General features: G+C 73.6%; 23 protein-coding genes. 5 read left to right on the top strand and 18 right to left on the bottom strand.

The genetic code is table 11. The features are described 5' to 3' along the window. Positions 1-49: 49 nt before the first annotated feature. From ACFCY1_RS24530 to ACFCY1_RS24510, 5 genes are read right to left on the bottom strand one after another with little or no spacing between them, the layout of a single operon-like run. Positions 50-1,051, bottom strand: a complete 1,002-nt coding sequence (locus ACFCY1_RS24530; protein WP_049651588.1) for an ABC transporter ATP-binding protein — start codon at positions 1,049-1,051, stop codon at positions 50-52. Beyond that, the gene (locus ACFCY1_RS24525) at positions 1,051-2,049 is read right to left on the bottom strand and encodes an ABC transporter ATP-binding protein (protein WP_049651589.1); all 999 of its coding nucleotides are present in this window, start codon (positions 2,047-2,049) and stop codon (positions 1,051-1,053) included. The genes ACFCY1_RS24530 and ACFCY1_RS24525 overlap by 1 nt, the downstream gene beginning before the upstream one ends. Further along, complete coding sequence (locus tag ACFCY1_RS24520; RefSeq protein ID WP_049651590.1) at positions 2,049-3,035, bottom strand: ABC transporter permease; 987 nt, start codon at positions 3,033-3,035, stop codon at positions 2,049-2,051. Before ACFCY1_RS24520 ends, ACFCY1_RS24525 begins: the two co-directional genes overlap by 1 nt. Next, entirely contained in the window at positions 3,032-3,994 is a 963-nt protein-coding gene (locus tag ACFCY1_RS24515) for an ABC transporter permease (RefSeq protein ID WP_074002328.1), read from the bottom strand. The genes ACFCY1_RS24520 and ACFCY1_RS24515 overlap by 4 nt, the downstream gene beginning before the upstream one ends. 13 nt (positions 3,995-4,007) lie before the next feature. Next, on the bottom strand, positions 4,008-5,756 hold the full coding sequence (locus ACFCY1_RS24510) for an ABC transporter substrate-binding protein (RefSeq protein WP_049651592.1): 1,749 nt from the start codon (positions 5,754-5,756) through the stop codon (positions 4,008-4,010). Positions 5,757-5,918: 162 nt separating this feature from the next. On the opposite strand from ACFCY1_RS24510, the gene ACFCY1_RS24505 reads away from it, so the two are divergent. Next, positions 5,919-7,370, top strand: coding sequence for an aminopeptidase P family protein (locus ACFCY1_RS24505; RefSeq protein WP_375876049.1), 1,452 nt, complete (start codon positions 5,919-5,921; stop codon positions 7,368-7,370). A 22-nt stretch (positions 7,371-7,392) separates the two neighbouring features. Here the strand turns inward: ACFCY1_RS24505 and ACFCY1_RS24500 are convergent, their stop codons facing one another. The 5 genes from ACFCY1_RS24500 to ACFCY1_RS24480 form a co-directional block, all read right to left on the bottom strand. Further along, positions 7,393-7,722 carry an XRE family transcriptional regulator gene (locus ACFCY1_RS24500; RefSeq protein ID WP_117487201.1) on the bottom strand — a complete coding sequence of 110 codons (330 nt, stop codon included), beginning with the start codon at positions 7,720-7,722 and terminating at the stop codon, positions 7,393-7,395. A 2-nt stretch (positions 7,723-7,724) separates the two neighbouring features. Continuing rightward, positions 7,725-8,090, bottom strand: coding sequence for a type II toxin-antitoxin system RelE/ParE family toxin (locus tag ACFCY1_RS24495; RefSeq protein WP_117487202.1), 366 nt, complete (start codon positions 8,088-8,090; stop codon positions 7,725-7,727). A 100-nt stretch (positions 8,091-8,190) separates the two neighbouring features. Continuing rightward, positions 8,191-9,213 (bottom strand): nitronate monooxygenase, encoded by a 1,023-nt coding sequence (locus tag ACFCY1_RS24490; RefSeq protein ID WP_375876048.1) that lies wholly within the window; start codon positions 9,211-9,213, stop codon positions 8,191-8,193. 48 nt (positions 9,214-9,261) lie between these two features. Continuing rightward, positions 9,262-9,888 carry a response regulator transcription factor gene (locus ACFCY1_RS24485; RefSeq protein ID WP_049656462.1) on the bottom strand — a complete coding sequence of 209 codons (627 nt, stop codon included), beginning with the start codon at positions 9,886-9,888 and terminating at the stop codon, positions 9,262-9,264. After that, positions 9,885-11,090, bottom strand: a complete 1,206-nt coding sequence (locus tag ACFCY1_RS24480; protein ID WP_049656461.1) for a sensor histidine kinase — start codon at positions 11,088-11,090, stop codon at positions 9,885-9,887. Before ACFCY1_RS24480 ends, ACFCY1_RS24485 begins: the two co-directional genes overlap by 4 nt. Positions 11,091-11,255: 165 nt before the next feature. Between ACFCY1_RS24480 and ACFCY1_RS24475 the strand changes: the two genes are divergently transcribed. Both ACFCY1_RS24475 and ACFCY1_RS24470 read left to right on the top strand, forming a co-directional pair. Then, complete coding sequence (locus ACFCY1_RS24475) at positions 11,256-12,332, top strand: FtsX-like permease family protein (RefSeq protein WP_117487204.1); 1,077 nt, start codon at positions 11,256-11,258, stop codon at positions 12,330-12,332. Further along, positions 12,329-13,009: an ABC transporter ATP-binding protein gene (locus ACFCY1_RS24470; RefSeq protein ID WP_117487205.1), complete on the top strand. Its 681-nt coding sequence runs from the start codon at positions 12,329-12,331 to the stop codon at positions 13,007-13,009. Before ACFCY1_RS24475 ends, ACFCY1_RS24470 begins: the two co-directional genes overlap by 4 nt. Here the strand turns inward: ACFCY1_RS24470 and ACFCY1_RS24465 are convergent. From ACFCY1_RS24465 to ACFCY1_RS24455, 3 genes are all read right to left on the bottom strand, one after another. Then, positions 13,006-13,533 (bottom strand): Uma2 family endonuclease, encoded by a 528-nt coding sequence (locus ACFCY1_RS24465; protein ID WP_375876047.1) that lies wholly within the window; start codon positions 13,531-13,533, stop codon positions 13,006-13,008. The genes ACFCY1_RS24470 and ACFCY1_RS24465 overlap by 4 nt on opposite strands. Before the next feature lie 108 nt (positions 13,534-13,641). After that, positions 13,642-14,352 carry a GntR family transcriptional regulator gene (locus tag ACFCY1_RS24460; protein ID WP_117487207.1) on the bottom strand — a complete coding sequence of 237 codons (711 nt, stop codon included), beginning with the start codon at positions 14,350-14,352 and terminating at the stop codon, positions 13,642-13,644. A gap of 241 nt (positions 14,353-14,593) precedes the next feature. Next, positions 14,594-15,475 (bottom strand): NAD(P)-dependent oxidoreductase, encoded by an 882-nt coding sequence (locus ACFCY1_RS24455; RefSeq protein ID WP_375876046.1) that lies wholly within the window; start codon positions 15,473-15,475, stop codon positions 14,594-14,596. 191 nt (positions 15,476-15,666) lie between these two features. Between ACFCY1_RS24455 and ACFCY1_RS24450 the strand changes: the two genes are divergently transcribed. Both ACFCY1_RS24450 and ACFCY1_RS24445 read left to right on the top strand, forming a co-directional pair. Continuing rightward, positions 15,667-16,296: a TetR/AcrR family transcriptional regulator gene (locus tag ACFCY1_RS24450; RefSeq protein WP_375876070.1), complete on the top strand. Its 630-nt coding sequence runs from the start codon at positions 15,667-15,669 to the stop codon at positions 16,294-16,296. Positions 16,297-16,441: 145 nt separating this feature from the next. Next, positions 16,442-16,771, top strand: a complete 330-nt coding sequence (locus ACFCY1_RS24445; protein WP_375876045.1) for a hypothetical protein — start codon at positions 16,442-16,444, stop codon at positions 16,769-16,771. 178 nt (positions 16,772-16,949) lie between these two features. Here the strand turns inward: ACFCY1_RS24445 and ACFCY1_RS24440 are convergent, their stop codons facing one another. The 5 genes from ACFCY1_RS24440 to ACFCY1_RS24420 form a co-directional block, all read right to left on the bottom strand. Next, positions 16,950-17,885, bottom strand: a complete 936-nt coding sequence (locus ACFCY1_RS24440; protein WP_338016276.1) for an ornithine cyclodeaminase family protein — start codon at positions 17,883-17,885, stop codon at positions 16,950-16,952. 23 nt (positions 17,886-17,908) lie between these two features. Beyond that, a complete protein-coding gene (locus tag ACFCY1_RS24435) occupies positions 17,909-18,937 on the bottom strand; it encodes a proline racemase family protein (RefSeq protein WP_375876044.1) in 1,029 nt (342 codons plus the stop codon). Further along, positions 18,937-20,295 carry an aldehyde dehydrogenase family protein gene (locus ACFCY1_RS24430; RefSeq protein WP_375876043.1) on the bottom strand — a complete coding sequence of 453 codons (1,359 nt, stop codon included), beginning with the start codon at positions 20,293-20,295 and terminating at the stop codon, positions 18,937-18,939. The genes ACFCY1_RS24435 and ACFCY1_RS24430 overlap by 1 nt, the downstream gene beginning before the upstream one ends. A 50-nt stretch (positions 20,296-20,345) precedes the next feature. Beyond that, complete coding sequence (locus tag ACFCY1_RS24425) at positions 20,346-21,350, bottom strand: proline racemase family protein (protein WP_049660310.1); 1,005 nt, start codon at positions 21,348-21,350, stop codon at positions 20,346-20,348. Between the two features lie 93 nt (positions 21,351-21,443). Beyond that, positions 21,444-22,307: a dihydrodipicolinate synthase family protein gene (locus ACFCY1_RS24420; protein ID WP_369808372.1), complete on the bottom strand. Its 864-nt coding sequence runs from the start codon at positions 22,305-22,307 to the stop codon at positions 21,444-21,446. Between the last annotated feature and the right edge of the window lie 256 nt (positions 22,308-22,563).

The raw sequence follows: 22,563 nt of genomic DNA, 5'->3' as shown, positions 1-22,563 counted from the left end.
GCGGCCCTCGCAGGGTTCCCCGCCGCGTCCGACCGGGGGCTTGTGCGGCTCAGACCTCCGGGAAGTGGCAGGCCGCCTGCCGCTCGCCGGGCCCGGCGATCCGCAGCAGCGGCCGCTCGGTCCGGCACAGGTCCTGGGCCTTCGGGCAGCGCGGGTGGAAGGTGCAGCCGGGCGGCGGGTCGGCCGGGCTCGGCGGGTCGCCGAGCAGCACGATCCGCTCCCGGGTGCGCTCCGCCTCCGGGTCGGGCAGCGGGACGGCGGACAGCAGCGCCCTGGTGTACGGGTGCGCGGGGCTGCCGTACACCTCGGCCTTGTCGCCGATCTCCACGATCCGGCCCAGGTACATCACCGCGACCCGGTCGCAGACCCGCTTGACCACCGAGAGGTCGTGCGCGATGAACACGTACGCCAGCCCGAGCTCCTGCTGGAGCCGCTCCATCAGGTTGACCACCTGGGCCTGGATGGAGACGTCCAGCGCGGAGACCGGCTCGTCGGCGATCACCAGCCGCGGCGAGGTGGCCAGCGAGCGGGCGATGCCGATGCGCTGGGCCTGGCCGCCGGAGAACTCGTGCGGGTAGCGGTCCAGGTGCTCGGGGATCAGCCCGACCAGCTCCATCAGCTCGGCGGCCCGCTTGCGCGCGGCCGCCGCGCTCTCGCCCTGGACGAGCAGCGGCTCGGAGATGATCCGGGCCACCGTCTGCCGGGGGTTGAGCGAGGAGTACGGGTCCTGGAAGACCATCTGGAGGTCGCGCCGGTGCGGCCGCAGCCGGGCCTGGGAGAGCCCGCCGATCTCGGTGCCGTCGAAGGTGACGGTGCCCGAGGTCGGGTCGAGCAGCCGGACGATCATCCGCCCGGTGGTGGACTTGCCGCAGCCGGACTCGCCGACCAGGCCGAGCGTCTCGCCCGCCCCGACGTCGAAGCTCACCCCGTCCACCGCCCGGACCGGCGCACCGGGGCGCCCGGTGCGGCTCCGCCGGCCGGGGAAGGTCTTCACCAGGTCCCGTACGGACAGCAGCGGTCCGGCCGCGTCCTTCGTCGACGGTGTGGTCATCACAGCACCCCTTCCGGCACCAGCGGCAGGTGGCAGGCGGCCTGGTGGCCGGGGGCGAGCCGGTCGAGCACGGGGCGCTCGGCCAGGCAGCGGGAGTGCTCCTCGGCGGACGCCGCGGTGGTGCGGGCGCAGCGCGGGGCGAAGGAGCAGCCGGGGGCGGGGGCGATCAGCGACGGCGGGCTGCCGGGGATGGCGCGCAGCGGGGCGTCGTCGGTGTCGTCCAGGCGCGGCAGCGAGTCCAGCAGGCCGCGCGTGTACGGGTGCGCGGGCTGCGCGAACAGCCGGTCCACCGGGGCCTGTTCGGCGGCCCGGCCGCCGTACATGACCAGCACCTCGTGGGCGACCCGGGCGACCACGCCGAGGTCGTGGGTGATCATCACGACGCCGAGGCCGCGCTCCTGCTGGATCCGGGCGATCAGGTCGAGGATCTGCGCCTGGACGGTGACGTCGAGCGCCGTGGTGGGCTCGTCGGCGATCAGCAGCTCGGGCTCGCAGGCGAGCGCCATGGCGATCATGACGCGCTGGCGCATGCCGCCGGAGAACTGGTGCGGGTACTCGTCGACCCGGCGGGCCGGCTCCGGGATGCCGACCTCGGCCAGCATCTCCACCGCCTTGGCCCGCCCGGCCTTGCGGTTGGCCTTGAAGTGCACCCGGTAGTGCTCGGCGATCTGCTCCCCGACGGTGTAGAAGGGGTGCAGGCTGGACAGCGGGTCCTGGAAGATCATCGCGATCCGGCGGCCCCGGACGGTGCCCAGCTCCCGCTCCCCGAGCCCGTTCAGCTCCTGCCCGTTCAGCCGGATCGAGCCGGTGACGGCGGCGCCGCGGTGCAGGCCCATCACGGCGAGCGAGGTGACGGACTTCCCGCTGCCCGACTCGCCGACCAGCCCGAGGGTGCGACCGGCCTCGACGGCGAAGGAGATCCCGTCGACCGCGCGGACGGTGCCGCGCGGGGTGTCGAAGGCGACCTTGAGGTCCTCGACCTCCAACAGCCTGGTCATCAGTACCTCACTCTCGGGTCGACGAACGCGTAGAGCAGGTCGACCAGCAGGTTCGCCGCGACGATGAAGAAGGCCGCGAGCAGGGTGACGCCGAGGATCACGGGCTGGTCGGAACGGGCCAGCCCGTCGTAGAACAGCCGGCCGACGCCGGGCAGACCGAAGATCGACTCGGTGATGACCGCGCCGGCCAGCAGGCCGCCGAGGTCCATGCCGAAGATGGTCAGGATCGGCGTCATCCCGGAGCGCAGCCCGTGCTTGACGGTGACCGTCCGCGGCGGCAGGCCCTTGGCCCGGGCGGTGCGGATGTACGGCTCGGCCATCGCCTCGATCATCGAGTTGCGGCTCTGCCGGGCGTACATGGCCGCGTACAGCAGGGCCAGCGCGATCCACGGCAGCAGCAGGTTGGAGCCCCATTCGAAGGGGTTCTCGGTGAACTTGTGGTACGAGGGGTAGGGCAGCACGCCGGCCGTCCTGACCAGGCCCCAGATCAGCATGATCGAGGTGAAGTAGACCGGCAGCGAGGCGGTGCCGACGGACAGCACCATCAGGGTCTTGTCGATCGGCCTGCCCTTGCGCAGCGCCGAGGTGACGCCCGCGCCGAGGCCGAGGACCAGCCAGAGCACGGCCGCGCCGAGGGCCAGCGAGATAGAGACCGGCAGCCGGTCGGTGAGCAGGTCCCAGACCGGCAGCCCGTACTCGTAGGAGTAGCCGAGGCAGGGGAAGCCGCAGTGCACCGCGCTGGGGCCGGAGCCGTAGTCGCGGCCGGCGAAGATGCCGCCGAGGTAGGCGAGGAACTGGTCCCAGACCGGCTTGTCCAGGCCCATCGCCGACTTGACGTCGGCGAGCCGCTCGGGGCTGCAGGTCTTGCCGCAGGCGGCCGCGGCCGGGTCGTTGGGCAGCAGGTAGAAGATGGTGAAGGTGATGGCGCAGATGGCGAGCAGGATGCCCGCCACGCCGAGCAGCCGGCGGCCGAGGTAGAGGATCACGACCGGCCTCCCCGGGGGTCGAGGATGTCGCGCAGCGCGTCGCCGAGCAGGGTGAAGGCGAGCACGGCGACGAACAGGAAGGCGGTCGGGATCAGGAAGTAGGTCGGGTCGGTCTCGTAGTGCACGATGCTCTCGGCGATCATCTGGCCCCAGGACGCGGTCGGCGGGCGGACGCCCACGCCGAGGTAGCTGAGCGCGGCCTCGGTGGCGATCATGCCGGGGACGAGCAGGGTGGTGTAGGCGATGATCGGGCCGGAGACGTTCGGCAGGATCTCGCGGGTGAGGATGCGCCAGGAGCGCGCCCCGCCGACCTTGGCGGCCTCGACGTACTCGCGGTGCTTGAGCGAGAGGGTCTGGCCGCGCACCACCCGGGCGATGCCGGGCCAGGTGAACAGCCCGATCACCAGGGTGATCAGCAGGATCCGGTTGACGTCCTTGGCCACCGACATCATCGCGATCATGAAGATCAGCGAGGGGAAGGACATCGTGAGGTCCATCAGCCGGGACAGCAGGGTGTCGACGCGCCCGCCGAAGTAGCCCGCCGCGATGCCGGCCAGGGTGCCGGCGATCACGACCACGGCGGTCGCGGTGAACGCGATCAGCAGGGACACCTGACCGCCGTGCAGCACCCGGGCGAACAGGTCGCGGCCGCTGCCCGGCTCGACGCCCAGCCAGTGCCGGGCGCTGATGCCGCCGAAGTCGCCCCGGGGCACGCCGCCCAGGTACGGGTCGACGGCGCGCTTGTCGAACTCCTCAGGGGTCCAGCCGCCGAGGGCGCTGAGCGGTCCGGCCAGCGCGGTGACCAGGATCAGCACGCCGACGGTGATCAGCCCGAACCGGGCCGAGCCCTTGGCCCACAGCTGGTCCCAGACCAGCCGCCAGGGCCCGCGCCCGGCGCTCTTCTTGGCGCCCCCCGCCGTGGCGTCGGCCACGGCGGCGGGCTCAGTGGTGGTACTCATCGCTGCCGGCCCCTCACTTGCCCTTGGCGGGGTCCTTGAGGCCGATGGCACCCAGGTCGAGCATCCCGGCGTAGCCCTGGTTGCCGAAGGCGCCGGCCACGTTGGTGCCGACCAGCAGGGGGCGGCGCTGCCAGATCAGCGGGACGGCCGGGGCCTTCTTCGCCAGGTCCTGGTCCAGCTGCTGCCAGGCCTTGTTGGCCTCGTTGACGTCCGTCATGGCCGCGATCTGGTCCATCCGGTCCATCGTGGCCTGGTCCTTGAACTGGCTCAGGTTGCCCTGGTTGCCCTTCTCCTTGATGGTGCGGCCGTCGAACTGGAACGGCAGGAAGGTCGCACCGGAGGGGTAGTCGGGGCACCAGCCGCTGATGGTCAGGTCGGGGGCGTTCTTGATGTCGCCGACGGTGTCCTGGAAGGCGGACGGGTCGGTGGTGTTGATGGTGACCTGGACGCCGGCCTTGGACAGCGACTGCTGGATCGCCTCAGCACGGCTCTTGTCGCCGAGCGAGACGGTGAGCGAGACCTTGAGGTCGCTCTTGCCCGCCTCCTGGAGCAGCTTCTTGGCCTTCTCCGGGTCACCGGCCGCCGGGACCTTCAGCGGGTCGGACTTGACGCCGCCGGTCAGCGAGGGCGGCAGGTAGGAGGTCGCCACGTCGGCCATCGCCGGGCCGCCGAAGGCCGTCACCTGCCCCTCGCGGTCGACCGCCCACATCATCGCCTCGCGCACCTTCGGGTCGTCGAAGGGGGCCTTGGAGGTGTTCATGTACAGCATGTCGGTACAGCCGGTGACCTCGGCGGCCATGCGGGACTTGACGTCGGGCTTGGGCAGCACCTTGGCGACGGTCTCGTGCGCCATCCACGGCATGTTGATCGCGTTGGCGTCGGCGCCGTCGCTGGCGATGATCCGGTCGTCGGCCTGGCCGCCCTTGATGCCCTCGGTGACCACGACCTTGTCCGGGTAGGCCTTGCGGACGGTGTCGGTGGCCGGGTCCCAGTTGGTGTTGCGGACCAGCACCAGCTGCTTGCCGCGGTCGTAGGTCTCGATCTTGTACGGGCCGGAGGAGAACGGCCGGGCGTCGTACTGGGTGCCCTTCTCCTGGGACTGCGGCACCGGGGAGAAGGTCGGCAGCGAGACGGTGGAGGAGAACTCGGCGACCGGGCGCTTCAGGTGGAAGACGATCGTCTTGTCGTCCGGGGTCTCGATGCTCGCCAGGTGCTCGCCGTTCAGCGGGCCCTTGTAGTTCTCGCCGCCGGCCAGGTACTGGATCGCGTAGTCGGGGCCGCCGGTGAGGTCCGGGGAGAAGGACCGCTCGACGTTGTACTTGATGTCGGCGGCCTTGATCGGCGAGCCGTCCTCGTACTTGAGGCCGTCCTTGAGGGTGAAGGTCCACACCTTGCCGCCGTCGGAGGACTTGCCGAGGTCGGTGGCGAGGTCCGGGACGATCTCGCTGCCCGCCGCGCCCGGCTCGGCCTTGAAGGTGGTCAGGGTGCGGTAGATCAGCCGGGTGCCGAAGTCCATGTGCGGCACCACCCAGCTGCGGGCCGGGTCGAGGTGGGCGAAGTCCTGGTTGGTCAGGACGGTGAGGGTGCCGCCCTTGGCAGGGGTGCCGCCGATGACCGAGCCGGACGCGGCGCCCGGGCCCTTGCCGTCGGAGGGGGCGGCGTCGCTGCCGCCGTCACTCTTGTCGTTGGAGCAGGCCCCGAGGCCGAGGGTGAGGGTCGCCGCGAGGGCCGCCGCGAGGGCGGCGTGGGTGCGCCTGGTCATGTTGCAACTCCGCTGTGGGGGGCCCGATCCGCCGGATCTGGCCGCTGCGCTGTGTGACCCGTAACATAGTAATGTGAAATTGCACTGCACAAGAGGTGACGGCTCCCGTTACCGAGCTGTGTCCGTGCCAGCATCTCCCCCGCCCCGCCAAGGAGTTCACCGGTGACCCTTCCCCCGACCGGCCTCAACACCGGGAGCCACGACCTCCCGGTCTCCCCCGCCCTCGCCTCCTTCATGGCCACCAGCTGGGCCGCCACCCCGCTCCCCGCCGACCGGCGCGTCCCCGGCCACGACCGCTTCCCCGGCCGCCGCGCCCGGCTCTCCGCCGCCTTCCCCGGCGAACGGCTGATCGTCCCGGCCGGCCGGCTCAAGGTCCGCTGCAACGACCTCGACTACCGCTTCCGCCCGCACAGCGCGTACGTCTGGCTCACCGGCCTCACCGGCGAGGACCAGGCCGACCACGTCCTCGTCCTCGAACCGGCCGGCCCCGAAGGCCACGAGCCCGTCCTCTACCTGCGCCCGCGCTCACCGCGCGACGGCGGCGAGTTCTACCGCGACCGCCGCTACGGCGAGTTCTGGGTCGGCTCCCGGCCCGACCTCGCCGAAGCCGCCCGACTCACCGGCGTACGCACCGAACACCTCGACGACCTCGGCAAACTGCTCACCGGCCCCCAGCCCCCCACCCGGGTCCTGGCCGGCACCGACCCGCTCGTCGACGAGGCCACCGGACGGCCCGCCGACGGCCGGCGGGACGGCGAACTCGCCGCCGTCCTCTCCGAGTTGCGCCTGGTCAAGGACGAATGGGAGATCGGACAGCTGCAACTGGCCGTCGACCACACCACCACCGGCTTCGAGGACGTCGTCCGCGCCCTGCCCACCGCACTGCGCCACCACCGCGGCGAACGCTGGATCGAGGGCGTCTTCGACCTGCGCGCCCGCGCCGAGGGCAACGGCACCTCCTACACCACCATCGCCGCCTCCGGCGCCCACGCCTGCGTCCTGCACTGGATCCGCAACGACGGCGCCCTCGACCCGAACTCCCTCCTCCTGCTGGACGCCGGCGTCGAGACCGACACCCTCTACGCCGCCGACATCACCCGCACCCTGCCGCTCAGCGGCACCTTCACCCCGATCCAGCGCCAGGCCTACGACCTCGTCCTCGCCGCCCAGAGCGCCGGCATCGCCACCCTCCGCCCGGGCGCGCGGTTCCGCGACTTCCACCGCGCCGCCATGCGGGTCATCGCCGAAGGCCTCGCCGACTGGGGCGTCCTGCCCGTCTCCGCCGAAGAGGCCCTCGCCGAGGACAACGGCCTCTACCGCCGCTACACCCTCTGCGGCAGCGGCCACATGCTCGGCCTCGACTACCACGACTGCGCCAAGTCCCGCGCCGACCGCTACCTCGACGCCACCCTGGAGGAGGGCATGGTCCTCACCGTCGAACCCGGCCTCTACCTCCAGCCCGACGACGAGACCCTCCCCGCCGAACTCCGCGGCCTCGGCATCCGCATCGAGGACGACCTCGTCATCACCCCCGACGGCGCCCACCTGATGTCCGGCGCCCTCCCGAGGACCGCCACCGACGTCGAGTCCTGGATGGCGACCCTGCTGTCCTGAGGAGGCCGCCAGGAGCGGACGGTCAAGCCACCTTGATCGTCCGCTCCCCCCGCCGAATCATCACCTCGACCTCGCCGCCGATCGCCGCCGAATACGCCCGCAGGTTGTCCAGGCTGTCCACCTGCCCGTGCTCGATCTGGGACACCCGCGCCTGACTCACTCCCATCAGCGCCGCCACCTCCTTCTGGGTGAGGTTGGCCGACTTCCGCATCTCGGCCAGCTCGTAGCCGCGGATCCGGGCCAGGTTCTCCTTTCGGATCCGAGCCCGGTCGGCCTCCGCCTCCGGCGAGGCCAGCCAGGGGTTGATCCGCTGCGCCTCGGCCCACACCTCGGTCCAGCTACGACCCTTCATGCTCACGCTCCCTTGTCCTTCTCCTCGACGTACTGCTCATAGCGAGCCTCCGCCAGCGGGATGTTGATGTCGTACCACCGGGACCACTCCCCGTTCTTGTCGCCGGCGACCAGGATGACGGCCTCCCGTTCGACATCGAAGACGAAGAGCATTCGAACCTCGGAGCGCCCCGCCGAGCCGGGCCGGAGCTCCTTCAGGTTGTGCAACGTGCTGCCATGAATCCGATCCACCAGCGGGCGCCCGAGCAGCGGCCCCCTTCTGGCGAGCAATTCGATCGCGTCGGCGATCTGGTCGGCCGTATCCGGGTCCTTAACAGCGATGTCCAGGAACCAGTCGTTCACCGGACCGATGAGTGTGATCTCCCACATGGACCCAAATTAAGTTGTTCCTTATACGTTACCGCGCGCTTTCCCGCTCAATCCACCCCTGCGGGGGACAACACGCCGGGTCCTGCGCGCCCCCGGCTCGCTACCCCCGCGCCGCCTGCCACAGGTCGGCGACGATCGTCTCCGCCGGGCCGGTGCGGGCCAGGTGGTGGGCGGTGCCGGCCCAGAGGTGCATGGCGTCGGTGTCGCCGCGGCGGGCGGCGGCGGCGCGGAGGGGGGCGGTGAGGTGGTGGACCTCGGGGTAGGCGGGCGGGGCGTACGGGCCGTGGCGGTCGATGAAGCCGTTGCGCAGGCCGCGGGCCGGGCGGCCGGTGAAGGCGCGGGTGACGGCCGTCTCCGGGAGTTCGACGAGCGCCGCCCGGTGGGCGGCCGAGGCGCCGGACTCGTCCGAACGCAGCAGCGCCGTGCCCAGCTGCACCGCCACCGCCCCCGCCCGCAGTGCCGCCGCGACGGCCGCGCCGTCGCCGAGCCCGCCCGCGGCGATCAGTGGCAGCGCCGTCACCTCCCGTACGGCGGGCAGCAGTTCGAGCAGCGGCAGCTCCCCGGGCCGGTCCGTCACCCGGTGGGTGCCCCGGTGGCCGCCCGCCTCCGGGCCCTGCACGCACAGCGCGTCCATCCCGAGGGCCTGCGCCGCCCGCGCCTCCTCGGGCGTGGTGACGGTGGCGACCTGGGTCGTGCCGACCGCCCGCACCGCCGCCGCCTCCTCGGCTGTGGGCAGCCCGAAGGTGTACGAGAGCACCGGCACCGGGTCGGCGAGCAGGAGGGCGAGCTTGGCCTCCCAGTCGTCGCGGTCCGGCCCGATCTCCTCCGGCAGGGTCACGCCCCACTGCTCGGCCTCGGGGCGCAGCCGCTCCCGGTACGCCGCGACGGCCGCCGCGTCCCCGGGCGTGCCCGGCACGAAGAGGTTCACCCCGTACGGCCGGTCGGTCGACTTCCGTACCGCCGCGATCTGCTCGGCCATCGCCTGGGCGGTCTTGAGGGCGCCGGCCAGGAACCCGAGCCCGCCGGCCCGGTTCACCGCCGCCGCCAGTTCGGGCGTCGAGGGCCCGCCCGCCATCGGGGCGGCGATCACCGGTACGGCGAGCTCGTCGAGACGGACGGTCATCAGGCGCTCCTCACACTGCCACGGGCACGGAACACCCCCACCCTACGCTCAGCGGATCAGCCCCAGCCGCCGTGCCTCGCGCACCGCCGCCGTGCGCGAGTCCACGCCCAACTTGGTGTAGATGTGCACCAGATGGGACTTCACCGTGGCCTGGCTCAGGTGCAGCCGCTGACTGACCTGCTGGTTGGTCAGCCCGTCCGCGACCAGCCCCAGCACCTCGGTCTCCCGGGCGCTGAGCGCCGCCGCGGGCGTCCGCATCCGCTCCAGCAGCCGGTCCGCCACGCTGGGCGCCAGCGCGCTGCGCCCCGCCGCGGCGGCCCGGACGGCCTGGGCCAGCTCCTCTGGCGGCGCGTCCTTCAGCAGGTAGCCGGTGGCGCCCGCCTCCAGGGCGGGCAGGGTGTCCGCGTCGGTGTCGTACGTGGTGACCACCAGGACCCGCGGCGCGCCCGCGCGGGCGGTGATCGCCGCGGTGGCCTGCGCCCCGTTCATGGCCGATCCCGGTCCGAACTGGAGGTCCATCAGCACCACGTCCACGCCCGGCTCGGCCGCCAGTTCGACGGCCCGCTCGGCGGTGGCCGCCTCCGCCACGATGGCGAAGTCCGGTTCGCACTCCAGCACGGCCCGCAGCCCGGCCCGCACCACCGGGTGGTCGTCGGCGATGAGCAGCCGGATCACTGGCCGGCCTCCGGGGTGACCGGCAGCTGCACCGCCACCGTCGTGCCCTGCCCGGGCGCCGACTCCACCGTGAAGCCGCCGCCGAGCGCCCGCGCCCTGGCCCGCATCGACGGCAGCCCGAAGCCGCCGTCCCCGCCGGTGCGTCCGGCGACCGCCGCCGGGTCGAACCCGGCCCCGTCGTCGTACACGTCCAGTGCCACCTCACCCTCCATGTAGCTGAGTGTCACCTCGGCCCGCGCGGCCCCCGCGTGCCGGACGGTGTTGCCGAGCGCCGACTGCGCGATCCGCAGCAGCGCGACCTCCTCCGCGGCCGGCAGCCGGACCGGGGCGCCGGAGACGTGCAGCTTCACCGGCAGGCCGCTCTGCGCCGTCGTCGTCGCGCACAGCCGCTCCAGCGCGACCGGCAGCGGGTCGCCGTCCAACGCGGGCGGGGTGAGCGCCCGGACGAACCGGCGGGCCTCGTCCAGGTTGTCCTGGGCGGCCTGCCGCGCCTGCTCGACGTACCCGGCGGCGGTCTCGGTGCGCTCCGGCAGGGCCCGCTGGGCGGCCCGCAGCAGCAGCTGGATGGAGCTGAGGCCCTGTGCGAGGGTGTCGTGGATCTCCCGGGCGAGCCGCTCCCGCTCGGCCAGCACCCCGGCGGCGTGGTGGGCGGCGGCGGCGTCGGCGCGGGCGGCGGTCAGCTCGTCGATCAGCCGGCGGCGCTCCTCGCTCTCCCGGTACAGCGCCTGGTAGCCGAGCACGGTGGCGGTGGCGACGGCCGCGCCGAGCGCGGGCCCGATCGAGGCCGCGAAGCTGAAGCTGTGCTGGTGCCAGGACCACGCGGCGATCGACGCGGCGGCGGTCAGCCCGACGGCGACGAGCCCGCCGCGCCGCCCCAGCAGGTGCAGCTCCAGGAAGTACAGCGGGAAGGCCAGCCAGACGCCGTCCTGGGTGGTGATCAGCACGCCCGCCCAGGTGACGCCGAGCAGCGCCAGCCAGAGCGCGGCCGCCCGCCGGGAGCGGCGCACGGCGGCCAGCTGCGGCCCGACGGTGTAGACGGCGGCCATCGCGGTGGCCGCGGCGGCGACGGCGGCCGGATCGCCGCCCCGGTCGACGAGGACGGCCCGGGCGACGGCGAGCGCGAGCAGGCCCGCCACGAGCAGGTGCAGGCAGACCTGGAGGACGCGGGCGACGGGGGTGGTTCTGGATCGTTCGGTCGCCATCCGTCCAGCCTAAGTTCCTAGCCCGGCACCCGGCATCAATCAAAAGGTTGAACTCGGGCTCTCCCCTTTGATGCCCAGGATGCAATCCCCGGCGCGATGCCCCGGCCCCCTTCCGTCCAGGACGGTGGAAGTGTCGAAACCACCTGCCCAGAGGAAGGCCCCGTCGTGTTCGTCGCCTGGAGGGACCTGAGGTTCGCCAAGGGGCGGTTCGCCCTGATGGGAACCGTCATCGTGCTGATCACCGTGCTGGTCGGCCTGTTGTCCGGGCTGACCGCCGGGCTCGGCCGGCAGAACATCTCCGCGATCACCGGCCTGCCCGCCGACCACCTGGTCTTCGGCAAGCCGGCCGACGGGCAGAAGCTCTCCTTCACCGACTCCCAGGTCACCCCCGACCAGTGGCAGGCCTGGGCCCGCGAGCCCGGCGTCACCTCCGCCCAGCCGATCGGCATCACCACCACCAAGGCCGCCGCCGGGCAGCGCACCGCCGCGCTGTCCGCCTTCGGCGTCCCGGACGGCTCCGCACTCGCCCCGCAGGGCAGCCGGATCGCCCCCGGCCAGGCCGTACTGTCCAGGACCGCCGCCGAGAACCTGGGCGGCCTCGCCCCCGGCGCCGACTTCACCCTGGCCGGCCACCCGCTGCGGGTCGCCGCCGTCGAGGGCGACGCCGCGTACAGCCACACCCCGGTGATCTGGACCAGCCTCGGCGACTGGCAGCAGGCCGCCCCCGGCGGCGCCGGCCACGCCACCGTCATCGCGCTCGACACCGCCAAGGGCGCCGACCTGGCCGCCGCCGACGCCCGCCACGGCACCGAGACCCGCACCCGCGACGACGCCCTCGCCGCGATCGGCTCCTACACCTCCGAGAACGGCTCCCTCCAGCTGATGCGCGGCTTCCTGTTCGCCATCTCGGCCCTGGTGATCGGCGCGTTCTTCACCGTCTGGACGATCCAGCGCAGCGGCGACATCGCCGTCCTCAAGGCCCTCGGCGCCTCCACCCGCTACCTGCTGCGCGACGCCCTCGGCCAGGCCGTCCTCCTGCTGCTGCTCGGCACGGTCGTCGGCACCGCGATCGCGTCCGGCTTCGGCGCGCTGATCGGCTCCGCCGTCCCCTTCGTCCTGGACGCCCCGACCGTCCTGCTGCCCGCCGCCGTCATGATCGCCCTCGGCGCGATCGGCGCGGCCCTGTCCATCCGCCGGATCACCTCCGTCGACCCGCTGACCGCCCTCGGGAGCGCCCGATGAGTCTCGTCCTCGACCGCATCACCCTCACCTACCCTGACGGCGACGGCCGGCTCACGGCACTCGACGAGGTCTCGCTGACCGTCCCCAAGGGCACGCTCACCGCCGTCGTCGGCCCCTCCGGCTCCGGCAAGTCCAGCCTGCTCGCGGTCGCCGCCACCCTGATCACCCCGGACTCCGGGCAGGTCGTCGTCGACGGCACCGACACCGCGGGCCTCAGCCGGGCCGACCTCACCGCGCTGCGCCGCACCAGGATCGGCATCGTCTTCCAGCAGGCCAACCTGCTGCCCTCGCTCACCGCGGTGGAGCAGTTGCAGGTGATGGCCCACCTCGACGGCCGCCCCCCGCGCGGCGCGCTCCCCCGCGCCCTGGAACTCCTCGACGCCGTCGGCCTGCGCGACCAGGCCGCCCGCCGGCCGCACCAGCTCTCCGGCGGGCAGCGCCAGCGGGTCAACATCGCCCGCGCGCTGATGAACGACCCCACCGTCCTGCTGGTCGACGAACCCACCAGCGCCCTCGACCACGAACGCGGCGCCGCCGTCCTCGACCTGATCACCGACCTCACCCACCGCCGGGCCACCGCCACCGTCCTGGTCACCCACGACCGCACCCACCTGACGGCCGTCGACCAGATCGCCGAGGTCCACGACGGACGGCTGACCCTCCCGGCGGCGGTCTAGGCGACCAGCTCCGACACCGGCAGCGTCACCGCCGTCCCGGGCAACCCGACCACCTGCCCGGGACGGCGTACGACCCGCTCCCGGTACTCGCCCCGCACGGGATCGGTCAGCACCAGCACCTGCTGCTCGACCCGGTCCACGACCACGTAGGTCGGCACCCCGGCCAGCGCGTAGGCGGCGGGCTTCCTGGTGACGTCACTGCACAACGCCGCCGATGTCACTTCGAGGACGAGGCGGAAGATCTTCGGGTCGTAGCAGTTGTACGTGACCATCCGGTCGTCGCTCACCGCCTCGACGATCGACAGATCCGGCATCGCGAAGTCGTCCGGCCCGGTCGGCAGCCAGATCGCGAGCCGCTGGAGGACTTCCGTGTCCCCGCCTTCCAGCCCGGCCTCGAAGCAGGCCTTCATCACGTCGGAGAGGATCTCGCCGTGGCGCCCGTCGGGCAGCGGCTCGACGGCCACCTCACCGCCGAGCACCTCGACCCGGTGCCCGGGAAACCGATCGAAGAGGACCTCTGCCATGTCGAGCACCCTGTTCCGCACAGGCGAATCCTCCGCCCGTCGGCCCCAAGCCGCCGTCCATACCCGGACTCTTCACCCGAACGGGCGGTTTGACTCCTGCCGAGTCCCCTAGCGGGACCGCAGGCGCAGCGCCGAGGGCTCCGGTTCGGCGGGCTTCTCCTCGCCGGCCCAGAGGGAGCGGACGTGGCTGAGGTGGCGGGTCATGCAGGCCTCGGCCCCGGCCGCGTCGCCGGCGAGCAGCAGGTCGAGCAGCTCCAGGTGCTCCTCCGCCGAGGAGACCAGCTCGCCGCGCTCGTCGAGCCGGTTGAGGCCGTAGAGCCGCGAGCGCTTGCGCAGGTCGCCGACGACCTCGACCAGCCGCGAGTTGCCGGCCAGGCCCAGCAGGTCGAGGTGGAACTGGCGGTCGGCCTCCAGGTAGCCGATCAGGTCGTGCTTGCGGGCCGCCGCGACGATCGCCTCGGCCTGCGGGCGCAGCCGCTCCAGCTGCTCCTTGGTGGCGGTGCGCGCCACCCGGCCGACGGTCGGGACCTCGATCAGGGCGCGGATCTCGGTGAAGTCGTCGAGGTCGCGGTCGGTCAACTCGGTGACCCGGAAGCCCTTGTTGCGGACGGCTTCGACCAGGCCCTCGCGGGCGAGGTCGAGCATGGCCTCGCGGACGGGCGTCGCGGAGACGCCGAAGTCGGCGGCGAGCGCGGGGGCGGAGTAGACGACGCCGGGGCGCAGTTCGCCGGAGATCAGGGCTGCCCGGAGTGCGTGCGCGACCTGGTCGCGAAGCCGCTCCTGTACGGAGATCAGGGTGCGGGACTTGAGGTCGGCCATGGTGTTCCTCCGGGTGGGTGCAGAACACCAGCGTACAATGTCACGTTACGTTGCGTGCGCAACAGCCAGTGATTCGAACACCCGTCACCGACCCGCCGCACCGGCCCCTCTTCCTGCCGAACGCCATGGTGACAGCGGCCGTCGGCCGTGACAACGGCCGACGGCACACGATCTTCCGGTCCGCCCGGGAGGTCCGTACGAAGATCCGCACGGAGGTCCGCCCGGAGGCCCCTGCGGAGGGCTACGCCCGGCGGAACCGCCCCACCAGGGTGCTCAGGCTGGCCGCGCCGTCCCCGTCCGCCACACCCCGCCGGACCGCCTCCGCGAGGAGGGCCGGCAGGGCGCCGTCCACCCCGGAGTCCTCCGCGGTGTGCTGGACGTGCTCGATGCTCGCGAGTGCCATCGTCAGCCGGTCGACGTCCCCGCGGTGGTCCCCGGCGGTGATCCGCGGCGCGTAGAACTCGATCATCCGCGGCAGCAGCGCGGCGGTGGGCAGGGCGTACGGCAGGAACTCCTCGGCGGTGATGCCGTTGGCCTCGGCGACCGCCGTGGCGTGCAGGTAGCCGACCATCGAGGACCAGAACAGGTCCATCTGGATCTGGTAGTACAGCTGGGCCAGCCCGGGGTCGTCGCCCCGGTAGTCGGCCGCGGTGAGCACCTCCAGGGTGGCCCGGTGCCGCCGGAACAGCTCGACCGGGCCGCTGTAGAAGGTGGACGACTCGGGGCTGCCGATGCCCGACGGCGGCACCTGCACCCCGCCGGTCAGGTGTCCGGCGCCGCGCTCGGCCAGCCAGCGGGCGGCCTCGCGGGCCCGCCCGGGGGTGTCCGAGCTGAGGTTCGCGACCACCTTCCCCTTCAGCGCCGGCTCGACCGACTCCAGCACGGTGAACACGGCGTCGTAGTCGGTGAGGCTGAGCACCACCAGTTCGTTCGCCGCCACCGCCGCCTCCGCGCTGGGCGCCGCCTGCGCGCCCCGGGCGACGAGTTCGTCGGCCCGTGCGGCCGTGCGGTTCCACACCGTGACGGCGTACCCGGCGTACAGGAACGCCCGGGCCATGGCCTGCCCCATCGGGCCGAGCCCGATCACCGTCACGGATCGCTTCGCCTGCTGCTCCACGGACATGCGTGTTCCCCTCCACTGGACGAATGCCTAGAACGAACGCTCTATCCAGAGCGCCGGAGCCGACGCTAGCACAGGACTGGAACGAACGCTCTACTCAGAATCTCGGCTAGGATCACGCCGTGAAGACGCCCGAGAAGACCCCCGCGCAGGCCGACCCGAAGGCCGCCGCGAGGGTCGCGGCGAAGGCCCCGGTGAAGGCCCCGGCGAAGGCCGCACCGAAGGACGGCGCGCAGGCCGAAGCGAAGCCCGGCACCCGGGAGCGGATCGTCCGGGCCACCTCCCGGCTGCTGCAGCGCCAGGGGTACGAGGGCACCGGGATCAAGCAGATCTCCCGCGAGGCCGAGGCCACCCTCGGCTCCGTCTACCACTTCTTCCCGGGCGGCAAGCAGGAGTTGGCCGCCGAGGCGATCCGGCACGGGGACGAGGAGTTCGCCGTCATGCTGCACGCCGGGCTCGGCTCCTCACCGGACCTGGGCGAGGCGATGACCGCCTGCACCCGGCTGCTCGCCACCGAACTGCGCGCGTCCGACTGGCAGGACGGCTGCCCGATCACCAGCACCGCCCTGGAGACGATCGGCCGGGTGCCGGTGATCGAGGAGGCGGTGGCCGAGGCCTTCGCCCACTGGCGGGCCGTCGTGACGGAACGGCTGCTCGCCGCCGGCATCGGCGAGCAGGACGCCCGCGAGCTGGCCGGCACCGTGATCAGCACCCTGGAGGGCGCCGAGCTCGCCGCCCAGGTCGCCCGCAGCGAGGAGCCGCTGCTGGTCACCGGCAAGCACCTGGCCCGCCTGCTCACCGCCTACGCCGACGACCGGGCCTGACGCGCGGAACCGGACCGCCCGCCAGCCAGCCCGGGAGCCTGCCGGAAAACGTCCGGAAAACGTGAGGAGCCGGTGCAGCGGGGGATCCCATCCCGCTGCACCGGCTCCGGCTCCACAACTCCCGACCACCACCAGGAGTAACGCCGTGTCGATCGACATCGCGCTGTACGGCGGCCGCCCGAACGGCGGCCGCCGCACCAGCGCCAGGTTGCTGCACCTGTCGAGCCCCGGCGAGGCCCTCACCTCCGCCCTGGCCCGGCACACCGATCCGACCCGCCACCGGCTCGGCCGGATCGACCCGTACGGGGACACCCCGTTCAACGAGCAGGACGCCGGCGCCGCCTTCGAGGAGGCCACCGCCCTGCTCGCCCGCTGCACCACCGGGGAGCAGCGGGCGGCCGTCCGCGAACTGCGCAACCTGCTCGCCAACTGCGCCGCCACCCCGGGCAGTTGGCTCGTCTTCCTGGGCGACTGAACCGCTAGGGCGTGTCTTCAAACTCCCGTCGTCCGCCCGGAGGGCGGGCGGGGCGGCGTTGGGGTGCGTGCATCGCAAGGCGGAGGAGGGAGCCACTGCGGAGCATTGGCGACCGACGACAACGCGGCGAGGTGCGTGCCCCGGCGTCGCCCCGCAGACGCGAGTTTGAAGACACGCCCTAGGACGCGGCCCGGTACACCTCCGCCGCGACGGCCAGGTCCTGCCAGGCCATCCCGACGCTCTTGAAGAACCGCGGCCGCCCGTCGGGCACCAGCGCGTCGCCGCGCACCAGTTCGGCGAGGTTCCACAGCTGCCGCCCGGCCACGCCCGCCATCAGCAGGTCCCCGGCCTCGCGCTCCGCGACGGTACGTGCCTCGACGTACAACTCGGCGCGCTGGACGAGCAGTTCGTCCACCTCCCGGGCGTCCGGCTCGTGCGAGCCGACCGCCGCCACCGCCGCGTGGGCGGGCACCAGGGCGCCGTCGAACAGCGGGGTGCGCGCGGTGGTGCAGCAGACCACCAGGTCCGCCTCGCGGACCGCGCGCGGGTCGCCGACCTCGGCCGCCAGCCCGAGCTTCCGCCCGTAATCGGCCAGCGCCCCGGCCCGTTCGGCGTTGCGCGCCACCACGGTGAGCCGGCGCAGCGGCCGGACGGCGAGCAGGGCGTCCAGGTGCCCGTACGCCTGCGGTCCGGAGCCGAACAGCACCAGGTGCTCGGCCTCCGGCACGGCCAGCCGCCGCAGCGCGGCCGCGGTGACGGCGGGCGTGCGCAGCGCGGTGAGCGCGGCGCCGTCCAGCAGGGCGAGCGGCTGGAGGGTGGGCCCGTCCAGCAGCAGGTAGCTGCCGGTGATCCGGGGCAGTCCGGCCGACGGGTTGGCGGGCGCGACCCCGGCGATCTTCACGCCGGCGTACGGCCCGGCGGCGGCCGGCATCATCAGCAGTTCGCCGGCGGGCACCGGTACGGCCGACCGGGCGGGTGCCGCCTCCGGGTCGAACCCGTCCAGCAGCACCCGCTCGATCGCCCCCACCGCCCCGGCGGGCCCGACCCCGCCGGTGCCCGGCACGGCGTACTGGAGCGGCACAACCGCCGCGCCGGGCACTTCGGTTGGCTTCACGGCTTCGGTCGCACGCACGGTGGTCACAGCAGGAACCCCGCTCCCAGGTCGTCGTCCGGCTCCAGCACGAAGCCGTGCTCGCCGGTGCGGAAGGCCGTCCCGCCGACCTCGGTGACCACGCCCTCGCCCTGCGGGTCGCCGCCCGGGAGGACCTGCCCGCTGAAGACCGTCCCGATGATCGACTCGTGCCGCAGCGGCTCGCCCGGGGCCAGCCGCCCCTCGGCGGCGAGCACCGCGAGCCGGGCGGAGGTGCCGGAGCCGCAGGGCGAACGGTCGATCTGGCCGTCCGCGAAGACGGTGACGTTGCGCTGGTTCAGCACCCCGTCCACCGGGGGGAGTTCGTCGTGGAGGATGACCCCGTAGACGCCCGACAGCCGGGCGTCCGTCGGGTGCGCGACCGCCTCCGAGCCGGCCAGCGCGGCCCTGATCTCCCGCCCCACGGCGGTGAGTTCGGGCAGCTGCTGCTTCTCCACGGCGAGCCCGAGGGCGGCCGCGGGCACCGAGGCGTAGCAGGCGCCGGAGTGCGCCACGGCGACCTCCACGGTGCCGCGCGAGGTCTCCACCGGGAGCTTCAGCGCGGTGACCCGGCTGGGCACGTTGCGGAAGGTCACCCCGGTGGTCCGCCCGCCGGAGCGGTGCACCAGGGCGGTGACCCGGCCGGACGGCACGTCGATCCGCACCCGCGCCACGCCGTCCGCGGGGGCGGCCACCAGTCCGGAGTCCACCGCCCAGGCGCCGAGCGCGATGGTGCCGTGTCCGCAGGCGGTGGAGTAGCCGTCCTTGTGCCAGAACAGCACACCCAGGTGCGCCTCGTCGTCGTCCGGCGGGACCAGGAAGCCGCCGTACATCCCGGCGTGGCCGCGCGGTTCCCGGCTGAGCAGCTGCCGGACCTCGTCCAGCGCGCTGGGCCGGGGCGCGGTCGCGCTGCCGCCCGCGCCGAGCGCGATGGCCCGGCGCTCGGCGACGGTGTCGCCGGGGATCGGGGGCACGCCGTCCAGCACGATCCGGAACGGCTCGCCGGCCGTGTGGTAGTCGACCGTCCGTACGAACATCAGAGCGCACCTCCGCCCGGCAGCACGCTGACGGTCCGGCTGACGGTGTAGAAGTCCAGGGCGGCCTGGCCCTGTTCGCGGTCGCCGTGGCTCGCGCCCTTGGCCCCGCCGAAGGGCAGGTGGAAGTCGACGCCGCTGGACGGGGCGTTGACCCGGATCATGCCCGCGTCCAGCCGGTCGGCGGCGGCCAGCGCCACGTCCAGGCTGCGGGTGTGCACCGAGGTGGAGAGGCTGTGCGGGGTGTCGTTGGCGAGCGCGATGGCCTCGTCCAGGTCGGCCGCGGCGTGCAGCACCGCGATCGGGCCGAAGAACTCCTCGCGGGCCAGCGGGTGTTCGGCCGGCACCTCGGCGAGCAGGGTCGGCTCGACGTACCAGCCGGTCCGCTCGGGCACCCCGCCGCCGGTGAGCACGCTCGCCCCGGCCTCGACGGCCGAGGAGACGGCCCCGGTCAGCCGCTCCCGCGCACCGGCGTTGATCACCGGCCCGCAGACCGCGTCGTCGACCGCCGCCAGCGCCTTGACCAGCGCCTCGCGCAGCGGCTCGTACGCGGCGCCGACCGCGATCACCCGGCTGGTGGCGGTGCACTTCTGCCCGGCGTACCCGGCGATGGCCGCGGCGATGTGCCCGGCGGCCTGCGCGATGTCGGCGTCCGGCAGCACCAGCGCGGCGTTCAGCCCGCCGAGTTCGGCCTGCACCGGCACCCCGCGGTCGGTCGCGGCCCGCACCACGGCCCGGCCGACGCCGGTCGAGCCGGTGAAGGAGACCACGTCCGCGGCGTCGACCAGCGCCGCGCCCTCCTCCGCCCCGCCGGGCAGCACCGTGAACACGTCCTCGGGCAGCCCGGCCAGCTCCGCCAGCCGCAGCGCGCAGGCCGTCGCCTCGGGGGCCGGCTTGAGCACCACCGCGTTGCCGACGGCGAGGGCCGGCGCGGCCTTCCAGGTCGGGATCGCCAGCGGGAAGTTCCACGGCGCGATCAGCCCGGCGACCCCGTACGGGCGGCGGCGGGTGAGCAGCAGCCCGGGGCCGGCGGCGGTCTCGTGCACCGCCCCGGAGGGCGCGTACGGCGCCTGCGCGTAGTAGCGCCAGATCGCCGCCGTGCGGGCGACCTCGCCGAGCGCCTCGGCCAGCGGCTTGCCGACCTCGCGCACGATCAGCGCGGCCAGCTCGTGGGCGTGCGCCTCCACGGCGTCCGCGATCCGGCCGAGCGCCGCCGACCGGGCGCCCGCCCCGGCGGCGAGCCAGTCGCCCTGCGCCGCCCGGGCCCGCCCGACGGCGGCCCGCACGGCCTCGGCGCCGGGCTCCTCGACGGCGACCACGAGGTCGTCGGGGTCGGCGGGGTTGTACGAGGTGATGGTCACGGCCAGCAGCCCTTCGGGGGGAGGTACGGGGACGAAGGAGGAAGGAGGGGTCAGAGCAGGAAGCCCGCCGGGAACGGGTCGCTCGGGTCGAGGAAGTACTGGGCGGTGCCGGTGACCCAGGCCCGCCCGGTGACGGTGGGCACCACCGCGGGCAGCCCGGCCACCTCGGTCTCCTCGACCAGCCGCCCGGTGAAGGTGGTCCCGATGAAGGAGTCGTTGCGGAAGTCCCGCCCGAGCGGCAGTTCGCCGCGCGCGTGCAGCTGGGCCATCCGCGCCGAGGTGCCGGTGCCGCAGGGCGAGCGGTCGAACCAGCCGGGGTGGATGGCCATCGCGTGCCGGGAGTGCTCGGCGGTGGAGCCGGGGGCGAGCAGCTGGACGTGGTGGCAGCTGTGGATGGACGGGTTCTCCGGGTGCACCGGCCGGTCCGGGCCCGCGTTGATCGCGTCCATCATGGCCAGGCCGGCGTCCAGGATCTCCTGCTTGCGCTCGCGCTCGAAGGGCAGCCCGAACTCGGCGAGCGGCAGGATGGCGTAGTAGTTGCCGCCGTACGCGAGGTCGTAGGTCACCGTGCCGTAGCCGGGCACCTCGACCTTGCGGTCCAGGGCGACGGAGTAGGAGGGCACGTTGCGGATGGTCACCGCCTTGGCGGCGCCGTCCTCGACCTTCACCTCGGCGACCACGAGTCCGGCCGGGGTGTCCAGCCGTACGGTGGTGACCGGCTCGACCACCGGGACCATCCCGGTCTCGACCAGTACGGTGGCGACCCCGATGGTGCCGTGCCCGCACATCGGCAGCAGTCCGGAGACCTCGATGTAGAGCACGCCGAAGTCGGCGTCCGGCCGGGTCGGCGGCTGGAGGATCGCGCCGCTCATCGCGGCGTGGCCGCGGGGCTCGTACATCAGCAGGGTGCGGAAGTGGTCCAGGTGCTCCTGGAAGTGCACCCGGCGCTCGGCCATGGTGGCGCCGGGGATGACGCCGAAGCCGCCGGTGATCACCCGGGTCGGCATGCCCTCGGTGTGCGAGTCGACGGCGTGGAACACGTGACGGCTGCGCATGGGTCACAACTCCCGTACAGGTTCGGATGGTTGGTGGGTAGGCCGGGCCGACTGCCGCCGCAGCCGGCCCGGAGGCCCGGGATCGCGCCGGTGTCAGACCAGGCCGTCGGCCAGCGCCTTCTCGGTGGCCGCGCGGACGGCCTCCTCGATCTCCGGGACGAGCGGCAGGCGCGGGGCGCGCACCGGGCCGCCGGGGCGCCCGGCGATGTCCATCGAGAGCTTGATGGCCTGGACGAACTCGGTCTTGGAGTCCCAGCGCAGCAGCGAGTGCAGCGACTTGTACAGCGGCAGCGCGTTCTCCAGGTCCTTGGAGACGGCGGCGTCGTAGAGCGCGACCGAGGCGGCCGGCAGGGCGTTCGGGTAGCCGGCGATCCAGCCGACCGCGCCCGCGAGCGCCAGCTCCAGCAGCACGTCGTCGGCGCCGATCAGCAGGTCCAGCCCGGGGGCCAGCTCGGCGATCTCGTACGCCCGGCGGACGTCGCCGCTGAACTCCTTGACCGCGACGATCGAGCCCTCGGCGTGCAGCTGGGCGAGCAGCGTGGGGACGAGGTCGACCTTGGTGTCGATCGGGTTGTTGTACGCCACGATCGGCAGCCCGGCCTTGGCGACCTCGGCGTAGTGGGCGCGCACCGAGGCGTGGTCGGCCCGGTAGGCGTTCGGCGGCAGCAGCAGGACGGAGCCGGCGCCGGCCTCGGCGGCCTGCTCGGCCCAGCGGCGGGACTCGGCGCTGCCGTAGGCGGCCACGCCGGGCATCACCCGGGAGCCGTCGCCGGCCGCCTCGATGGCGACCTCGACGACCTTGGCGCGCTCCTCGGCGGTGAGCGTCTGGTACTCGCCCAGCGAGCCGTTGGGGACGACGCCCTCGCAGCCGGAGTCGATCAGCCAGCGGACGTGCTCGGCGTAGGCGTCGTAGTCGACGGAGTGGTCCGGGCGCAGCGGAAGCGTGGTGGCGACCATGATGCCGCGCCAGGGACGGGTGCTGTCGTGCTGGGTGATGGACACATGAGCTCCTTGATGAGGTGTGACATTTTACTAGAGTGGACGGGCCGGAGACAAGGTCCCCGGCCCGTCCTTCGACGACGGACCCCGGGGGCGGGGGCGGGGCGCAGGCACCCCCCGCGGCGGGGGGGGGGCCCCCCCACCCCCACCGCGCGGCGCGCCCCCCCCCGGGCGGTGGCGGGGCGGGGCGCCCCCGCCCCGCGCGCCGCGGGCG

It is taken from the genome of Kitasatospora sp. NPDC056273 (genome assembly GCF_042268845.1).
In the GTDB taxonomy this organism is placed as follows: Bacteria; Actinomycetota; Actinomycetes; order Streptomycetales; family Streptomycetaceae; genus Kitasatospora.
This window is presented reverse-complemented; position numbering and strand designations above follow the sequence as displayed.